This is a genomic window from Dehalococcoidia bacterium (genome assembly GCA_025054935.1).
In the GTDB taxonomy this organism is placed as follows: Bacteria; Chloroflexota; Dehalococcoidia; order SpSt-223; family SpSt-223; genus JANWZD01.
In genome coordinates this window covers 91,648-110,806 of sequence record JANWZD010000013.1, presented here as the reverse complement: position 1 = coordinate 110,806, position 19,159 = coordinate 91,648, and the positions used below count along the sequence as shown (strand labels likewise).

Sequence of the window (19,159 nt, the reverse complement as noted above, 5' to 3'; positions counted from 1 at the left end):
CTCTCGCACCCACTCCCTCTTCTACTTCTTCGGGCGCCTCGCTTCCCTCTCCCTCACTCTTCGATTGTCAACGTGCACCTCGCGCGGTCGCTCATCGCGCGAGCGTCGAATTATACACACTTCTGCGCCGACGTTCAAGGCGCTTTCTGAAGCGACCCCCGCACTCTTCCCTCGCCGGCGCTCTCGCTCTGCCGAGCCGTCTCGGCGGAACCAGTAAGCATTCCGCCATCTCTTCAGGGTTTCGGCGAGGGGTCCCCTCGCGGGGAGAAGGAAACGCCCGCCACTTGGCGAGCGCACCACAACTATACCGCAGGCCCCCTCCCTTTGCAACCCCCTCTCCTGCTCCCCTTGCCTCGTCCGCACCATTCTGATGCAACGCAAATGCGAAGACCCCGGCAGCATCATCCCTCTCCCGTTCGGGGGCGACCCTCTTGCCGCTTGCATGACGTCTCCCTCCGGCGACGCCCTATCGTGAGCGAGAGCGCCTCTTCTCCTGTCTCCTACCGAGCGCGTCCTTGGCTCCCCGCTCCGCGTTCGCCTCGATGCACTCGATCTCTCAGCCGATCTCCCCCTCCACTGCTGAACGCTGCCCAGCTGACCTCGCCATGGGTGTCCGTCTTCCTGCACGCCTCAGCTCGAGCGCCCCCTGCAGACACGCGCCGCGACCGCCGCCACTGATGCCGCATCTGCCCCCTCCCGCGCTATTGACGTGAGAGCAGCACCCCCTTCGCCCCCCTACGACCTGATGCGAGTACACGGCTCACGCCCGCATCTCGCCTTCCCGCCTATACTGGGAGGCAGGAGGAACCGATGCGTCGTGTCGCGATTGCGCTGCTGGCGCTGCTGCTTGTCCTCATTGCCCCGCAGCCTGCCCGCGCAGCCGGCCCCCCCGCTGTTGGAGCAACCGAAGTCGCCGTGCTCGATGCGGCCACGGGGCGTTTGCTCTACGGCAAGAACGAGCGCGCGCCCGTCCATCCGGCGAGCCTCACCAAGATGGTGACCGCATTGGTCGCTCTCGAGGTGGGACGGCTTGACGACCTGGTGGCGATCGACGTTGACGCGCGCGCGATGCCGCGGAGCACGGTGATGGGCCTCCGCCCGGGGATGATCCTTCCGCTTGAGGATCTCCTGTACGGGCTGATGCTTCCCTCAGGGAACGACGCCGCTCTTGCGATCGCGCGCCACCTTGCCGGCTCCGAGGCCGCGTTTGTCGCGATGATGAATCATCGAGTCCATCAGATGGGGCTGCAGCAGACGCACTTCGTCAATCCGCATGGCTTGGACCATCCCTACCATCTGAGCACCGCCGAAGACCTCGCCCGGATTGCACGGGAGGCAATGCAGAACGAGCACTTCGTCCGGATCGTCTCGACTCTGACCTGGACTGTCCGTGCTGACCCGCCCTACCCGATCGCAAATCTGAATCTGCTGCTTGGCAACTACCCGGGCGCGGATGGCGTGAAGGTCGGGTACACTCGTCGCGCTGGACGCGCCTACGCTGCGTCGGCCACCCGGGATGGGCACCGCATGATCGCTGTCGTGCTCCGGAGCCCAAATCCGGCTGCGGAGTCGGCAGCCCTCCTCGACTGGGCCTTCGCGCAGCGCCGCGCCGACGTCGAGGGAGCATCATGATCAACGACCAGCTGCGCGCCGCTGCTCGCACTGAGGCGATCGCTCCCTTCATGGTGATGGAGGTGCTGGAAGCGGCGCAGGCCATCGAGCGCACGGGCGACAAGGTTATCCACCTTGAAATCGGCGAGCCCGACTTCGATACGCCGGAGGTGATCCGGGCGGCAGGAGCTGCCGCGCTCGCGGCCGGCGGCACGCATTACACGCATAGCCTCGGCCGTCGTGAGCTGCGCGAGGCGATCGCCGAGCACTACTGGTCCACTTACCGCGTGGCGGTGCCGCCCGAGCGAGTTATCGTCACCACTGGGACTTCGGCCGGCCTCTGGATGGCGATGGCGGCGCTCATTGAGCCGGGCGACGAGGTGATCCTCGGCGACCCAAGCTACGCTTGCTACCCAAATTTCATCCGGTTCTTCGGCGGGATCCCGCGTTTTGTCCCGCTCGATCCCGACGACGGCTACCAGTTCCACCTCGGCGAGGTGGAGCAGCGCATCACCCCGCGCACGCGGGCCATCCTGATCAACTCTCCCTCTAACCCGACGGGAACGCTCCTGACCGCCGAGACCCTAGCCGCTCTTGCCAGCACCGGTCTGCCTATTCTCTCAGACGAGATCTATCACGGGCTTGTCTACGAAGGACGCGAGCACACGATGCTCGAGTTTGCTCCCGATGCCATCGTGCTCAACGGCTTCTCAAAGGCGTGGGCGATGACTGGCTGGCGGCTTGGCTGGATGATCGTCCCCGAGCGGCTCGTCCGCCCAATCCAAAAGATGGCGCAGAACTTTTTTATCTCCGCTGCTGATTTCAGCCAGAGTGCCGGCGTTGCAGCGCTTCGCCACGGCGCCCCAGAGGTTGCGCGGATGCGCGCGGAATACGATCGCCGACGCCGCCGGATGATCGCCGGCCTCCGCGAGATCGGCTTTGCACTGCGCCATGAGCCGACCGGTGCCTTCTATGTCCTCGCCGACGCTCGCCGCTGGAGCTGTGACTCGCGGGCTCTTGTCTTTCAAATTTTGGAGCGCGCGCGGGTCGCCTGCTCGCCGGGGGTCGACTTCGGCCGGAATGCGGAAGGGTTTCTGCGCTTCAGCTACGCGAACTCGCTCGACCGGATCGAGGAGGCGTTGCGCCGTCTCGCCGCCTTCTTCCGAGAGTACGAAGACCGCACCGCTCGGCTGACACGGCACGACAGCTGAACGCCGCAGAGGCCAGCGCGGTCTCGCGCTGGCCTCCGGCTGCCTCCTCAGGCGACGCGACGAGCTACTTTACGCGCTTGATCCGATCGAAGATCGGCCAGCCGTTTTCGAACGCGCGCGGAACAAACCCGCTGACGCTCTTCTGCCACGCAGAGACGTCGACATTCGTGACCAGACCGAGCCACGGCGGGTCTTCCTGCAGGATGGCAACCGCCTGCTGGAGGAGCCGCTCCCGACGCGCCGGGTCGAGTTCGCGCGTGCTCTCAAGATAGATACGGTCATACTCGGGGTTGTTGTAGCGCTTGCCAAACGAGGGGTTCTCCGACCAGAACCAGACAAGCGACGTATCAGCATCGGTGCCGGTGCCGAGGCCGCCAAGGTAGAGCGACGCGATCGGCTGGCGCTTATAGATCTTCTGCACGAAGACCGCCGCCTCGATCGGCTTCAGCTCAAGGTCGATGTTGAGGTTGCGCTTGAACTGGTCTTGGAGATAGAGCGCGGTGTTGTTGATAGCCGCGGAGAAGTTCCAGTACTCGAGGTCCTGCTTGAACCCGTTCGGATAGCCCGCCTCGGCAAGCAGCTGCCGCGCCTTCACCGGGTCAAAGGTGTAGGGCTTGATATCGGGGTTATAGCCCACCATCCCTTCGCGGATGAGGTAGCCCGCCGGCTGGGCAAAGCCGCGGAAGAGCCCTCGCGCCAGTTCTTCGCGGTTGACCGCATAGGCGAGCGCCTGCCGCACGCGCTTATCCGCTATCGGCCCCGGCTCGACGCCACCGCCCCCGATCGGGTCCATAAGCACCCCGATGATGCCCGTGGAGCGGGAGATGACCTCTAGCCCCTCGCGCTGGAGCGCTTCAGCGGCCTCGAAGTTCAGCTGCAGCCCGACGTCCAGCTCCTTCAGGCGCAGCCCTGTCGCGCGAGCGTTCTGATCGGGGATTGCGCGGATGGTGATCTCGGTCAGGGTCGGCTTGCGGAAGGGATGCTCCATCCACGCCGTGACGACGACGCGGTCGTCGGGACGGAACTCCTTGAGGCGGAAAGGCCCCGAGCCGATCGGCTTGGCACGAAACTCCTCATCGCCCACCCGCTCGAGATACGCCTTGGGCACAATCGCCAGCTGCTCGATGTGGCGGAGCAAGAGCGGGCTCGGCGCCTTTGTCTTCACCTCGACGGTGCCCAAGTCGATCGCGGTTATCGAGGCGATGCTCGGCGCGTTACCGGGCACCTGCGAGCGAAGCGCGGGGTTCGTCACGCGGTTCCACGAAAAGACCACGTCCTCCGCGGTGAGCGGCGTGCCATCTTGGAACTTGGAGCCGGGGCGCAGCGTAAAGCGCCATGTCGTCGGGTCGACCAAGCGCCACTCTGACGCCAGCAGCGGCCGGACCTCCCGCCCCGTATCATCGAGCCAGACCAAGGTCTCGAAGATATCAAACTTCCGGACGGTCCCCCCGACATTGGTATGGGGATCCATATTCGCTGGCACGCTTGGGAAGCCAATCGTCAGCGTTTGGACTTCTGCAAGCTGTTCCGCTGGCTGCTGCGCGCCTGGCGCGGGCGAGGCCGGCGCGGTCGGCGCGCACGCTGTCGCAATGGCCGTCAGGCCGAGCAGCGGAGCGGCGAGAGCACGAGGTAAGTATTTCATCGTTTCCCCTTGTGTCCGCGTGTTCTATCCGCGATTTTACGTACATGAGGCAGCGCGCTACAAGAATTAGCATCTGCCGCTGGTTGACCTGCTCACCTATCATGACGTCATGCAGTGGCTGCTTGCGCTCCTCTTCACTGCCCAGCTGGTCGCCGCGGCACGGGTGATGCCCCGCTTTCTTCGGCGCCGCGCAGCGCTTCGGATCCTCCCCGCGCGCGCGGCGCCGAGCGCGGTTTCGGTCGTTGTTCCCGTCCTCAATGAAGCGGAGCGGCTCGGTCCCTGCCTCGAAGGGCTCCTCGCTCATGGCGATGAGGTCGCCGAAATTCTCGTCGTTGACGGCGGGTCGACCGATGGCACCCACGCTCTCGTCGCCGCTATGGCCGCGCGCGACCGGCGGCTGCGCTGGATCGATGCGAGCCCAATCCCGCCGGACTGGAACGGAAAGGCGTGGGGCCTCGAGGTCGGACGACGGGCGGCGCGCGCTCCGTGGCTGCTCTGTATCGATGCTGATGTGCGTCCGCGCCCGCCATTAGCGGGGTCGCTGGTCGCCTTCGCGGAACGAGAGCGGCTGACCCTGCTCTCCTGCGCCACCGAGCAGCGCCTTGCCGGGCCGTTCGATGCCCTCCTGCACCCAGCCTTCCTTACCACACTTATCTACCGCCTCGGCCCCCCGGGAACCATCGCTCACTCTGTTGAAGAGGCGCAGGCGAACGGGCAATGTCTTCTCGTCCACCGTCGGACGCTCGCCGAGCTCGCTGGCTTCGCGCCGGTGCGCGACTCCCGCTGCGAAGACATCACCCTCGCCCGCCATTTTGTCGCCGCCGGCGAGCGGGTCGCGATTGCCGAAGCACCCGGGCTGGTCTGGGTCCAGATGCACGACTCGGCTGCGGCGATCTGGAGCAACTGGCCGCGGTCGCTCCCGCTCGTCGACCGGTTCGGCCGCGCCCTCGCCGTGCGCAGCCTCAGCGAAGCGACCCTCACCCAAGCGCTCCCTCTGCTGATCCTGCCGTTTCTCCGCCGGCCGCGATCCGTTCTCGCGCAGATGCTGGCGCTCCTCAATCTGCTTCTTCTTGGGGCGCGGATCGGTGTGCTCTTCGGCGCCGCGCCGGCATACCCGCATCGCCCGTGGACGTATTGGCTCTCGCCGCTTGCCGATGCGCCGGCACTTGCTGCACTCTGGGTGAGCCTCTTCAGGCGCCGCCACCGCTGGCGAGGTCGTATCCTTGTTGAGGGAGCTGCCATATGAAACTTGTCTTCGGCCTCTATCTCGCCCACGTCGCGGCCCTTCTGTTCGGGCTGATCGGTATGCTGGTCATGGTGCCCAACCCGCAGCTGTGGAGCGACAGCCCCCTTGGCGTGCAAACCTTCGCCTTCAGCATGCAGTACCTCGGCGCGATGCATATCTGGTTCGGCGCGGCGGCGATGTTCGTCTTCGGATGGCAGCGAGTGGGGCGCGCGCGGACTGTCGTTTTCTTTGCCGCTGCCACGCTCCTCTCCCTCTCTTTCGAACTCGCGGGCACCGGTCTCGGCATCCCCTTCGGCCCCTACTCGTACACCGGCGGGCTCGGCTGGATGGTGCTCGACCTCGTGCCGTACACCATCCCCCTCTCGTGGTTCTACCTCGGCTTTGCCGCGTATTTGATCGGGACGGCGATCGTGACGCGCTACGGCTGGCGCCCCGCCGGACCGCTCGCCATCGTGCTGGGCGTCTGGCTGCTGACGGCATGGGACCTCGTTCTCGACCCCGCGATGGCGTATGACGAACTGCCCCTTAAGTTCTGGGTCTGGCACGAAAGCGGGCCCTACTATGGGATGCCCCTTCGCAACCTCCTCGGCTGGATGCTGACAGGCGTGACGTTCATGACGGTCGCGCGTCTCGCTTGGCGCAGCAACGCGACCGACGTCTCTCCCGCCGTGCCGCTGCTGGTCTACAGCACCAATCTCGTCTGGGCGATGATCTTGTGTCTCAGCGCGGGGCTCTGGCCGCCAGTGGTACTCGCGACCGTGCTCGGTCTCCTGCCGCCGCTGCTACTGCTCCGGCCGCGCCTCGCGCTCCGCCTCGCCCACCCGATTTCCGAAGGGGAGCGACGGCCGTCGCGCGTCAGCTGAACGCGGCATGGCAAACCCCCGCCGGCAGGATCGCCTGGGCGTTCATGCGCGCGCTCGCAGCGGCAGCGACGCGCCTCTGGCTCGATCTTACCCTCGAGGGGCTCGAGCACCTGCCAGAACGCGGTCCTGCCCTTATTGCTGCTCGCCATTTTCACCATCTCTACGACGGCGCGATCCTGATCTCGCGCCTGCCGCGCCCGGTGCGGGTCGTCGTTGCGGCCGACTGGGCCAAGGATGCTCGGTGGCGTGCGCTGCTCGAACTGGGCTGCGGCCTGCTCGGCTGGCCGACCGTCCTGCGGCGCGATGCCCTCGCGTGCCGGGCCCGGCCTGCTTACCGCCCTGACGAAGTGCTTCCCTACCTGCAGCGGGCGCTCCGCGAGGTCGCCCTGCTGCTCCGCAACGGCGAAGTGGTCGCGATCTTTCCCGAAGGCTACCCGACGATCGACCCTGAGTGGCGGATGAAGAAAGACGACACTGTCATCTTGCCGTTTCGCCCCGGCTTCCTTCGCTTCGCTCAGTATGCCGAACGTACGGGCGCGGGAGCGGTCCCGATCATCCCCGCCGGAATCTGGGCGGCACCGCCCACCTACCGCCGGATCGTTCTCCGCCTCGGTGCGCCCCGCTTCGCAAGCGAGGCAGCGGAGGCCACCTTGATCCGCGAGATCGAAGACGCGGTCCGCGCCCTCTCGCGTCCGCCCGACGACGGCGCTCTGCGTGATCCAGTATCTTGAGCGGGGAGGAATGGATGGCTGCGATGACCCACCGCGAGCGCGTGCTCGCCACACTCCGCCGGCAAGAGACCGACCGCCCGCCGCTCACCTTTTGGCAGCATGCCCCGGGCCGCGACCTCGCCGCTGCGTCGTTCGTTCCCGCCGTCCTTCAGTTTCAGCGCGAGTATGACCTCGACATTGTCAAGATCACGCCGTCCGGTTCCTACCAAGCGATCGACTACGGAGTGAAGACCGAGCTCGCCGGCAACGACCTCGGAACAACCCGGGTCGTCGACTTCCCCGTGCATGCGCCCGCGGACTGGCTGCGGCTGCCGCCGCTGCCGCTCGAGTGGGGTGCTGTTGGAGAGCAGGTCGAGACGGTGCGCCAAGTGCGCGCCGCAGTCGGCGAGACCCCCATCCTGCAGACCCTTTTCAGTCCACTCACCGTCGCCGCGCGGCTCGTCGGCAACGCCCTGACACGCGACACTATGGAGACGCCCGAATTCGCAGCAGCGCTGGAGCGTCTCGCCGACGATGTCGCCCGCACCGGGATCGCGATGCTTGAGGCCGGCGCGGACGGGATTTTCTACTCGAGCCAGCACGCCCATCCCGCAACGATGCCTCGCGACCTGTTCGACCGCTTCGGCGAGCCGTGGGATCGTCGGGTGCTGACCCGGCTGCGCGGCGCCGGCGCGACGATCCTTGTCGCCCACATTCACGGCCACGCCCCCTACTTCGACGCTGCCGTGCGTTGGCCCGTCGACTGCATCTCTTGGCACGACCGCGAGACGCCGCCTCCCCTCGCTGAGGGCGCGCAGCTGACCCTGCCCTTCGCCGGGATCAACCAGAACGGTCCCGCCTTGCGCGGCACTCCAGCCGAGGTGATCGCCGAAGCGCGAGAGGCAATCGCCGTCACCGGCAGCCGCCTCATCCTCGCTCCCGGCTGCACCTTCCCCCTCACCGTGCCGGTCGCGAACCTCAAGGCGTTGCGCCGCGCCGTGGAGGATGCCGTCTAGCGGCTGGCGCCGGCGCTTCTCCTGCGGTGAGAGGAACGGCTCCTCCTCGGCCGCCCGCGCTCCCGCTCGCGTCAAGCCAGCGTGCTGGTCATCCCCTTGCTTGTCTGCTAGGATGCATCGCCACAGGAGGGGTCTGATTGGCGCTTGCGCGACTTCTTCTCGCACTCGGCATTCTTCTCTTCATGTTCAGCCTCGTCATCCCGGCCGGAGCCCAAGGAGCGGACGAGTTCGACATCCCGAATGGACGGTTCTTCACCCAAACCCGCGGGTCGGCCCCGGCTGGCCACGGCTTCGCCGTCACCGACAACGACGGCGTGCCGTTCTACACCTGGTTCCGCCGCTACGGTGGGGTGAGCGCTGTCGGCTATCCGGTCTCCCATCGTTTTCACTGGAAAGGGTTTATCTCCCAAGCGTTTCAGAAGGTCGTCTTCCAATGGCGGCCCGATCAAGGGGGCGTCGTCACCTTTGTCAACGTGTTCGATGAACTGAGCGCCGCGGGCAAGGACAATTGGCTTGCGGTCGCCCGTGATGTGCCCATCTCGCTGAAGTGGGAAGAAGATCGCGGCAAAAGCTGGGACGAGATTGTCAGAAATCATTTCGCGCTGCTCGAGCGGGACCGCGCCATCAAAGATGTCTTCCTTGGGGCTGCCGACCCGATCGCCTTCAATGGCCTGCCGATGGCGTACGAAGATCGAGCGCACGTCTCGGTCTTGCGCGCTCAGCGGCGCGTCTTTCAGCGCTGGAAGACCGACCAGCCGTGGGCGCGCGCCGGCCAAGTGACGGTTGCGAACGGCGGCGATGTGGGCAAGGAAGCGGGGCTGTACCCTCAGGAGGCGATTACGCCTCGCCTCCCGAACGACGCGCCGCGGCTGGTGCTTGCAGCCACGCCGACGCCGAACCCCACCGCCACGCCGACAGTCCCGGCGGTGACACGGCCTGCTGGCCCGACGCCAAACCCCGTTCACCCCGCTTGTGGTCGGCTGGAGCACGAGATCGAGAAGAGCCTCGCAAAAAACGCCACCATGGACGAGGGCTATACCAACGGCGTGCCGAACGGCTGGACCTGGTTCGGCAGCGGCAACGTCCGGTCGGTCGAGGAGACAGGATACGAGAAATTCGGCCGCGCTTCTTGGCTGATCGAGGGGTCGGGGGAGTTCGTCGGAGGCGGCTACCAAGTGATCCCGGTCACGCCGGGCAAGTGGTATCAAGCGTTCTACGCTACTGCTCAGCTTGTCTATGGCAACGGGCGGCGCGATGGGTCGCTGCCCCTGCTCCGCGAAATCGGGCTCGACCCCACGGGGGGCACAAATCCGAATGCGCCCACTGTCATCTGGGGCCGCTCGTCGGGCGGCCAGCCCGACCGCGACGCGGGCAAGTACGGCGGCTGGAAAACGATGGGCAACAACAACAACCCTCTTGTCAGCATGATCGCCGTCACTACCAGGATGACCCTCTTCATTCGCGTTCGGGGCTGGCCCGACGTTGATCACGGGAAGGCCTGGATCGAGTCCGTGCAGTTCTTCGAGGCGTGTGACCCTGCCTTCCGGCGGTGACCGCGCTCCTTCCCGCCCCTGACAGCAGGTTGTCGAGGGTGCGGCTGCCCGTGGCCGCTCCGCTGCTGCGCTCCCGCCGCCGCCGAGCGATGGACGCCCTCCTGCCCGGTCTGCTGGAGGAGCCCGGCCTCCGTCTCGCCGTCCTTAACCGCCCTTCTCAAGCGTCGAGCCCCCGAGCTGCCGCCGGCGCGCGGGATGACGCCGGCAGGGCCGCAGCCCCTGCTGCCCCTCGCGTTGTGGCGGTTCTGGCATACTTCCGCGACGTGGTACGCCACGATAACGGCCGCGCGCGAGACGGCTCAGCCGGAGCTGGGGCCGCCGCTCGCCGAGCGGGTGGCGCCGCAACCGGCTGGCAGTCTACCGCGAGTGACTGCTCGCCGATTGGGGGGGGAGCGGCGCTGCCAGACCACGGCTGCCGCGCCGTGCCGCTGGACGAACTCCCCGCAGCAGCGCCGAGCGGCCACCTCGCGGCAGCTCCGCCGCTTGCGAGGACCACGAGGTGACCCACGCGACAGAGACCGTCCTGCGGCGGCCGCGGTCCGCTGCCGCCGCTCTCCCCATCGCCGAACTGATCGCTCTCAGCGTGGTCGCTCTCGGCTTCCTGCTGCTCAGCGCGCCGCTGCTCTCTCAGCCGTTCGGCCGCGACCAAGGGATTTTCGCCACCATCGCCGATGCCATCCTGCGGGGGCAGCTGCCCTATCGCGACGCGTGGGACCACAAGCCGCCTGGCATCGACTACGCCTACGCTCTCGCGTTCCGGCTGTTTGGACGATCGTGGCAGGCAGTTCACCTGCTTGAGCAGCTTGTCCTGCTCGGGGGGATGGTCGGGCTGTGGGCACTGCTGCGGCCGGCGGGGGCGCAAGCGGCAGTCGCTGCCGCCGCTCTCTTCGGAGCAGCCGCCATCCTCCAGTTCGAATGGTGGGACCGCGGCCAAGCCGAGATGTTCATCGCTGGGCTCAGCGCGGTCGGCCTTGCGGCGCTCGTCGCCGGCCGACGCTGGCGGGCCGTCTCGGCGCTGGTCGGCGGAGCAGTGCTCGGCGCCCTCATCTGGTTCAAGCCGACCGCAGCGCCCCTGACGCTGCTCGGCGGCATCATCCTCCTTGCCCGCTCGCCCCGCAGCTGGGGAACAGCGCGCGATCTCGGCGCCTATGCTGGCGGCGTGCTCGCGCTCGTGCTCGTTCCCAGCGGGCTGCTGCTGGCGGGCGGCGCCTTCGCGGAGATGTGGGACGCCGTTGTCGTCTTCAATCAACTCCACGTCCAAACGGGCGCTAACCTGACGCTCGCCGCAACAGCGTGGGCAACGGTCGACTTCTTCGGGCGGATGGGGCCGCTCACCCCGCTGGCTGCTGCCGGAGTGATCGGGGCACGGCGCTCTCCTGCTCTCACGGCGCTGCTGGTCGGCTGGCTCCTCGCCGCACTGGCGGGCGTGTGGAGCCAAGGCAAATTTTTCAGCTATCACTGGTCGGTGGCGCTGCCGCCGCTCGCCGGGCTGGCCGGCAGCGGGCTCATTGCCGTTTGGGAAAATATCCGCCGTCCTGGCCCCGAGGTGCGGCTGCGGCGCGGCGCGGCGGCGATCCTTGCGCTTGCCCTGCTGCTGCCGGTCGTGCACGAGCAGCAAGCGAAGCTCGGGCGTGACCTGCCCTACTTGCTCGGGAAGGTCAGCGACCGCGACTACTTCGCCCGCTTCGGGCACAACCTGCACGACCGCGATGTCTATTCGTTCAGCGCAGCGCGCGAAACAGCCGCCTACTTGGCAGCGCGCACTACGCCGAACGATACGGTCCTCGTGTGGGGTTTTCAGGCGCTTGTTAACTGGCTCGCCGACCGCCGCGCTCCCACCCGCTATATCTTCAGCTATCCGCTCACAATCGAGCGGCCGGAGAGCCCGCTCCGTCGCCAAGCGCGCGACATCTTTCTGCGCGAGTTCGACGCGGCGCCGCCCGCCTACGTCGTCCTCGTCGCGAAGGATGTCAACCCGATCCAGACCCAGGAATCCATCGCCCTGATCGAGACCTTCCCCGCCTTCAAAGAGCGCCTCGCCCGCGACTATGTCAAAGAGCGCGAGATCGCCGAGTTTCAGATCTACCGGCGGAAAGGCCCCGAGGCGGTCGGCCGCTCCCGCGAACCCGGCGCGCGCGGCGGGTCCGGCGCCGGCAACCTTAAGAAAGGCTAAGAATTCGCTAAGGTTGCAATAAGAAATCGCGCCCGCTATACTGCCGGCCAACTCCGGCGGGCGGTTGCTCGCTCGCTTGTCGCCCAGGAGGGTCCCGTTCGTGTCTATGTCTGATCGGAAACTGATGTGCCGTGATTGCAGCACGGAGTTTCTCTTCACCGTTGGCGAGCAGGAGTTCTATCGGGCGAAAGGCTTGCAGAACGAGCCGCAGCGCTGCCCGACCTGCCGCGCGAACCGCCGCCGCGAAAAGCTCGGCCTGCCGGCTCGCGAGATGCACCAAGTGACGTGCGCCATCTGCAAGGGGATCTCGTTCGTGCCCTTTATTCCTCGGCTCGACCGGCCGGTCTACTGCTCCAACTGTTTCGAGAAGATCCGCACTGCCACGGCCAAGAATCCCGAAGCAGTGAGTTCGTAGCCTGCGCGCCATCGCCGACCGCCTCCCCCCAACTCGACCGACCACGGGCTGCGGCTGCCGCAACGCCAAGGCGCTCCTCCTTGACACGGGCGATCGAGCCTGAGTATCATTGGCGCTAGCGAGTTGCTGTTGCTGCCGGCTCTGCCGCCCTCTGGGCGGAACGCTCAGGTGCTGTTCGGTCGCCTGACGAGCGCGGTGAAGATGCCCCCGCCTCCCTTCTTTCTGCTCGGGTGACATCCGGCTCAAAAAATCGGCGACGAAGAAGTCGTCCGCTCTATACTGCTTTTGCCACTCCTTGCGGTAGGGTTATCAACAGGGGGGTGTCTAATGAAGCGCCGCTTCTACCCGATCGGGCTTCTCGCTGTCTTCCTCGCCGCGTGCGCCCCTGCAGCGCCGACGGCCACGCCCGCCGCTCCCGGCCAACCCCGCCAGGAGCGCGCCGAAAATCAAGCACTGCGGATTGCCCCGAGCAGCATCCCGGCCAACCTGACGCCAGCCGCTGGCTTCGCCAACTATGTGGTCTTCACCCCGATGTACGACACGCCGACCACCCTCGGCAAAGACTTCGCCGTCGAGCCGGCGGTCGCTACCAAGTGGGAGCTCTCCGCGGATGGGCGCACGTGGACCCTCACGATCCGCTCGGACCTTGTCTTTCACAACGGCGATAGGCTGACCGCTGAGGATGTCGCCTTCAGCATCAATGAGATGATGCAGCGCGGGTGGCCGGCGCGCACATTCATCAACACTGTCACCGAAGCGCGCGCGACCAGCCCAACCACCGTCGACGTCCAGACGCGCGCGATCGATATGAGCATCCCTGCCGGGTTTATGTTCACGCCGATCTTGCCCAAGGCCTACTACGAATCGGTGGGGGGGTTCGACGGCTTTGTCGCCAAGCCGATCGGCTCTGGTCCGTACGAACTCGTGGAGTTCGTCCGCGAGGACCGGATCGTCTACCGGAAGCGCTCAAGCCCTCATCCCTTCCGGAACGTCCAAGCGACCGAATTGACGTTCGTCGCGGTCCCGGAGAACTCCCAGAAGATCAATGGGCTGCGCACGGGCGAACTGGACGCGACCACTGCCGTCGCCCTGACCACCGATCAAGTGCAAACCGCGGAAACCGCCGGCCTGAAGCTCCAAGTGATCCGCAACGCCTTCATCTTCGTCGCCATCCCGCAGGGAACCTACGAGCTGCGCAACACGCCGCTGAAGGATAAGCGGGTGCGCCAAGCCATGAACTACGCGATCGACCGCGAGGCGATCACCAAGACGCTTTACCGCGGCTATGCGGAGCCGCTGGGACAGCTCGCCTTGAAGGGCAGCCAGTCGTGGGACCCGAGCGTCAAGCCGGTCTACGACCCGGCGCTGGCGCGGCAGCTCCTCGCCGAGGCCGGCTACCCCAACGGCTTCGGCGGCATCACGATGGAGATGTCGCGCGCCCAAAATCTGCAAGACCTGATGCAGGTCATTCAAGCGCAGCTGCGGGAGGTCGGGATCCGGGTCGAGCTCGAAATCGTCGACGGCGCACTCTACGGCGACCGGGTGTACGGCCGCAACAACGCCCAGAAGTCCGACCTCGTCATGAGCGGCAACGGCGATACGAACGGCTTCAACACCGCCATTCGCGTGCTCTACGGCTGCGGGAGACCGATCGGCTCGCCGCCCTCTGCCCTCTTCTGGTGCAACCCAGAGTGGGATCGGCTGCAGGACGCCGCGCTCGCCGAACGCGACCCGACCCGACGCGCCCAACTGCTGCGCGAGGCGAACCGGATCATGCGCGAGGACGCGCCGGTCATCCCGCTCTACCTGCCTGCCAGCTTCGTCGTCCACAGCCCCAAGATCGTCGGGATCGACGTCGAGGGACGAACGCAGATCACCTTCGACGCCGCATACCGGATCAAGTAGCGCTGCGACCTCATTTCACACGGGGAGCATGGTTCCTGCGGGGCCAAGCTCCCATTTCATTTTGCGACACCTCTCCAGCACGGAGGGCCGCTCTGCACAACCGTCGCCGGGCCTGCCCCTGCGCACGCCAAACGAGCGGGGCGTTTCAGGGGCGGCTGACCGTACTTTCCTCCGGTAGCCAATGCGCGGCACAAAAAATATTGTCTGGTCAGTGCTGACATTTTTATACTCGCTGTACAGCTAGCCACGCTCAAATGGGGGGTGTCGCGTGCGATTTCTCGTCCAGCCTCTTGGCATCCTCGCGATCGTGTTGACCGCGTGTGCTCCAGCGGCGCCGCAAGCAACGCCGGGCTCTCCTGCCCAGCCTCGAGAGGAGCGCGCCGAAAACCAGTCGATCCGGATCGCCGCAAGCAGCATCCCAGCAAATCTCACTCCCGCCGCCGGGTTCGCCAACTACATCGTCTTCACCCCGATGTACGACACGCCGACCACTCTCGGCAAAGACTTCGCCGTCGAGCCGGCGGTCGCTACCAAGTGGGACGTGTCAGCCGACGGGCGCACTTGGACCTTTACCATCCGGACCGACCTCGTCTTCCAGAATGGCGACCCGATGACCGCCGACGATTTCGCCTTCAGCATCAACGAGATGATGCAGCGCGGGTGGCCGGCGCGCACGTTCATCGCGACGGTTGCGGAAGCCCGCGTGACCAACCCCACCACCGTGGAAGTGACAACCCGCTCGCCGGACATGAGCATTCCGGCCGGGCTAATGTTTACGCCGATCCTTCCCAAGCGCTACTACGAGAGCGTCGGATTTGAGGGCTTCGTCGCCAAGCCGGTCGGCACCGGCCCGTATGACCTCGCCGAGTTCGTACGCGAAGACCGCATCATCTACCGGAAGCGGACGGCAGCGCATCCCTTCCGCAATGCTCAGGCGTCAGAACTGATCTTCCTCTCAGTGCCGGAACATGGGCAGAAGATCAATGGGCTGCGCACGGGCGAACTCGATGCCACCACGACCTCGGCGCTCAGCTCTGACCAGGTTCAAGCCGCCGAAGCCGCCGGCATGAAGCTCCAAGTGATCCGCAACGCCTTCATCTTCGTCGCCATCCCGCAGGGAACCTACGAGCTGCGCAACACGCCGCTGAAGGATAAGCGGGTGCGCCAAGCGCTGAACTACGCGATCGACCGCGAGGCGATCACCAAGACGCTCTTCCGCGGCTACGCCCAGCCGGTTGCTCAGCTCGCGCTTGAAGGCAGCCCGTCGTGGGACCCGAATGTCAAGCCGGTCTACGACCCGGCGCTGGCGCGGCGGCTGCTCGCCGAGGCGGGCTACCCCAACGGCTTCAGCGGCATCACCATCGAGATGTCGCGCGCCCAGAACCTGCAGGATGTCGCTCTCGTCGTTCAGTCCCAGCTCCGCGAGATCGGCGTGCAGGCCGAGATCGAGATCATTGAGAGCGGTCTCTCGGTCGATCGCGTCTACGGCCGCAACAACACCCAGAAGCAAGACCTAACGATGAGCGGCAACGGCGACACCAACGGGTTCTACACCGCGATGCGGGTGCTCTACGGCTGCGGAAAGCCGATTGGCGGCACGCCGTCGGCGCTCTATTGGTGCAACCCCGAGTGGGATCGCCTGCTCGACGCTGCGCTCGCCGAGCGCGACCCGCAGCGGCGCGCCCAGCTGCTGCGCGAGGCGAACCGGATCATGCGCGAGGACGCGCCGGTCATCCCGCTCTACCTGCCCGCCAGCTTCGTCGTCCACAGCCCTAAGATCGTCGGGCTCAACCTCGACGGGCGCACGCAGTACAACTTCGACAACGTCTACCGGATCAAGTAAGAGGCGCGTCGCCTCTCGCGAAGACGAAAGGAGGCGCGTGGCGCGAGCGAGCCAATCGTGCCACGCGCTCTTCTTTTCCTGTCCTGCCGGGAAGCCGGGCGGGGGTCTCATGTGCTACACATAGCGGGCGGCGAGCAGAGGCGTTGTCACGGCAGGGGCAGAGCGCAGCGGCACCGCCGCGTCGCACCATCTTCCTGCTCGCCCTCGGATCCGCAACCAGAGGTGTCGTCGTGACCCGCAGACTACTGCCCGGCAAACCGTATCCGCTTGGAGCGACGTGGGATGGACGCGGGGTCAACTTCGCGCTCTTTGCCGAGATGGCAAGCTGCGTCGAACTGTGTCTCTTTGACCACCGCGACTCCGCCATCCCGCGAGAAGTCATCCGCTTGCGCGAGGTGACCGCCCACGTCTGGCACGTCTATGTGCCGGGCCTCGCGCCCGGCCAGCTCTACGGCTACCGAGTTTATGGCCCGTACGATCCCCAAGCGGGCCTCCGCTTCAACCCGAATAAGCTCCTCATCGACCCCTATGCCAAGGCGATCGCCGGCAAGGTCGACTGGAGCGCGCCGGTCTTCGGCTATACCCTCGGCCACCCCGACGCCGACCTCTCGTTCGACGAGCGCGACGACGCCGGGAGCGTTCCGAAGGCAGTCGTCACCCACCCCTATTTCGATTGGGAAGGAGACCGTCCCCCGCAGACCCCGTGGCACGAGACGATCATTTACGAGGTGCACGTCAAAGGGTTCACCGCCCGCCACCCCGAGGTGCCGCCGGAGATCCGGGGCACCTATGCCGGCCTCGCCTCGCGCCCGGCGATCGACTACCTGAAAAAACTCGGGGTCACCGCCGTCGAGCTGCTTCCCGTGCATGCCTTCATCGACGAACGCCATCTCGTCGAGCGGGGGCTGACCAACTATTGGGGCTATTCGACGATCGGCTACTTTGCGCCGGAAGCGCGCTACTCCAGCTCTGGCGACTTAGGCGGCCAAGTTGTCGAGTTCAAGGAGATGGTCAAGGCGCTCCATCGCGCCGGCATCGAGGTGATCCTTGACGTGGTCTACAACCACACCGGCGAGGGCAATCATCTCGGCCCCACCCTCAGCTTCCGCGGGATCGACAACCGCACCTACTACCGTCTTGTCCCAGATCAGCCGCGCTACTACATGGACTACACCGGCACTGGCAACAGCCTCAACGTTCGTCACCCGCAGACCCTCAAGCTCATCATGGACTCCCTCCGCTACTGGGTCCAAGAAATGCATGTTGATGGCTTCCGCTTCGACCTTGCGGCCACCCTCGCCCGCGAACTGCATGATGTCGACCGGCTCTCCTCCTTCTTCGACCTTATCCACCAAGACCCCATCATCTCGCGCGTCAAACTGATCGCCGAACCGTGGGACGTCGGCGAAGGCGGCTACCAAGTCGGCAACTTCCCCATCCTCTGGACCGAGTGGAACGGCAAGTATCGCGATACTGTCCGCCGTTACTGGCGGGGCGACGAGTTTCAGGCCTCCGAGCTGGGCTGGCGTCTGACCGGCAGCAGCGACCTCTACCAGAGCGATGGCCGGCGCCCCTATGCCAGCATCAACTTCGTGACCTGCCACGATGGGTTCACGCTGAATGACCTCGTCTCCTATAACGAGAAGCACAACGAAGCGAACGGAGAGAACAATCGCGACGGCATCGACGACAATCTCTCGTGGAACTGCGGCGTCGAGGGCCCAACCGATGACCCCGAGGTGAATGCCCTTCGAGAACGGCAGAAGCGCAACTTCCTCGCGACACTGCTGCTCTCCCAAGGGGTGCCGATGATCTGCGGCGGCGATGAGATCAGTCGCACGCAGCGCGGCAACAACAACGCCTATTGCCAAGACAACGAGATCAGCTGGTACGACTGGAACCTGACCGAGGACCAGCGGCGATTGCTTGAGTTCACCCGCCGCCTGATTGCGCTGCGACGGGAACACCCGAACTTCCGTCGGCGCAAGTTTTTCCAAGGCCGGCGCATTCGTGGCTCGGACATCAAAGACATCACGTGGTTTCGCCCGGATGGCAAGGAAATGACCGACGAAGAATGGGAAGACGGCTGGACCCGCGCCCTGGGGATGCGTCTCGCTGGCGAAGCGCTCGACGAGGTGGACGAGTGGGGGGACCCAGTCCGCGATGACACCTTCCTCCTCCTCCTCAACGCCCATCACGACAGCATCGACTTTGTTCTCCCCAACGGCTCGACTATCACGTGGTGGGAGCGTGTTCTCGACACCGCCATCACCGACGAGCCGGCCGAGCCACTCATTCGCCCGGGCGGAACAACCTACACCCTCGTGAACCGATCGCTTGCGCTCTTCCGTCGCATAGAGCCGCCCGCTGCATGACCGCTCCGATCGTCGCAGCCTCCCGCCTTCAGCGTACTCTGTCGTCTGGAGCCGACCACGCGGCGGAGACCGCGCCCTACCTCGGCCGTCCACTCTCCCGACGAGCGCGCCCGCGAAGCGCAGCTCCTCGAGGCAGCGCCCAGCCGCCATCTCGCGCTCATCGCCGAACGCAACCTGAACGTCCCGCGGCTGCTCTGGTCGCCGGAGCGCGGCGGCGACGGACTCAATGCCCAGTGGAGCGATGACTTCCATTGTGCGCCCCGTGCCGTCCTTACCGGCAAGCGCAGCAGCTATCTTCCCCTGGAGCGGCCAAGATCGGGGCCGCCCTCGTCCCTGAGGGCACCATGGGTGCCGATGCTCTTTCAGAACGAGGTGGGGGCAAGCTACGCCGTTCTGCTGCTTCCCCGACCACGAGGACCCTGCGATCGCGCGCAGTTAGCGAGAGGCGACAGCGCGAATTGGCGACCTTCGACGATGGCGGCGACTGGAGCTGGCTGCCCCGAGGCAGCTGCCAGCCGCCGGCAGCTCCCCACCGCTGCGCCCCATGGTCAGCCCTACCGTTCATCACCTGCCACGGAAGAGCTGCTCCGGCGACG

Annotated in this window: 13 protein-coding genes; 12 read left to right on the top strand and 1 reads right to left on the bottom strand. The window is 66.0% G+C overall.

What is annotated here, in order from left to right; translation table 11 throughout:
- Positions 1–810: 810 nt before the first annotated feature.
- Positions 811–1,632: a D-alanyl-D-alanine carboxypeptidase gene (locus tag NZ773_13520; protein ID MCS6802943.1), complete on the top strand. Its 822-nt coding sequence runs from the start codon at positions 811–813 to the stop codon at positions 1,630–1,632.
- Positions 1,629–2,822: a pyridoxal phosphate-dependent aminotransferase gene (locus tag NZ773_13515; GenBank protein ID MCS6802942.1), complete on the top strand. Its 1,194-nt coding sequence runs from the start codon at positions 1,629–1,631 to the stop codon at positions 2,820–2,822. Before NZ773_13520 ends, NZ773_13515 begins: the two co-directional genes overlap by 4 nt.
- 64 nt (positions 2,823–2,886) lie before the next feature.
- Here the strand turns inward: NZ773_13515 and NZ773_13510 are convergent, their stop codons facing one another.
- Positions 2,887–4,464 (bottom strand): ABC transporter substrate-binding protein, encoded by a 1,578-nt coding sequence (locus NZ773_13510; GenBank protein MCS6802941.1) that lies wholly within the window; start codon positions 4,462–4,464, stop codon positions 2,887–2,889.
- 109 nt (positions 4,465–4,573) lie between these two features.
- Between NZ773_13510 and NZ773_13505 the strand changes: the two genes are divergently transcribed.
- From NZ773_13505 to glgX, 10 genes are all read left to right on the top strand, one after another.
- Entirely contained in the window at positions 4,574–5,710 is a 1,137-nt protein-coding gene (locus NZ773_13505) for a glycosyltransferase (protein ID MCS6802940.1), read from the top strand.
- A complete protein-coding gene (locus NZ773_13500) occupies positions 5,707–6,573 on the top strand; it encodes a carotenoid biosynthesis protein (protein MCS6802939.1) in 867 nt (288 codons plus the stop codon). The genes NZ773_13505 and NZ773_13500 overlap by 4 nt, the downstream gene beginning before the upstream one ends.
- A 44-nt stretch (positions 6,574–6,617) precedes the next feature.
- Positions 6,618–7,304: a 1-acyl-sn-glycerol-3-phosphate acyltransferase gene (locus NZ773_13495; protein MCS6802938.1), complete on the top strand. Its 687-nt coding sequence runs from the start codon at positions 6,618–6,620 to the stop codon at positions 7,302–7,304.
- A 14-nt stretch (positions 7,305–7,318) separates the two neighbouring features.
- Entirely contained in the window at positions 7,319–8,299 is a 981-nt protein-coding gene (locus NZ773_13490) for a hypothetical protein (GenBank protein ID MCS6802937.1), read from the top strand.
- 137 nt (positions 8,300–8,436) lie between these two features.
- Positions 8,437–9,852 (top strand): hypothetical protein, encoded by a 1,416-nt coding sequence (locus NZ773_13485; protein MCS6802936.1) that lies wholly within the window; start codon positions 8,437–8,439, stop codon positions 9,850–9,852.
- 499 nt (positions 9,853–10,351) lie between these two features.
- Complete coding sequence (locus NZ773_13480) at positions 10,352–12,025, top strand: glycosyltransferase family 39 protein (GenBank protein MCS6802935.1); 1,674 nt, start codon at positions 10,352–10,354, stop codon at positions 12,023–12,025.
- Between the two features lie 100 nt (positions 12,026–12,125).
- Positions 12,126–12,440: a zinc-ribbon domain containing protein gene (locus NZ773_13475; protein MCS6802934.1), complete on the top strand. Its 315-nt coding sequence runs from the start codon at positions 12,126–12,128 to the stop codon at positions 12,438–12,440.
- A gap of 327 nt (positions 12,441–12,767) precedes the next feature.
- Positions 12,768–14,345, top strand: a complete 1,578-nt coding sequence (locus NZ773_13470; GenBank protein MCS6802933.1) for an ABC transporter substrate-binding protein — start codon at positions 12,768–12,770, stop codon at positions 14,343–14,345.
- Positions 14,346–14,613: 268 nt separating this feature from the next.
- A complete protein-coding gene (locus NZ773_13465; GenBank protein ID MCS6802932.1) occupies positions 14,614–16,188 on the top strand; it encodes an ABC transporter substrate-binding protein in 1,575 nt (524 codons plus the stop codon).
- 230 nt (positions 16,189–16,418) lie between these two features.
- Entirely contained in the window at positions 16,419–18,563 is a 2,145-nt protein-coding gene (gene glgX / locus NZ773_13460; protein ID MCS6802931.1) for a glycogen debranching protein GlgX, read from the top strand.
- Positions 18,564–19,159 lie beyond the last annotated feature (596 nt).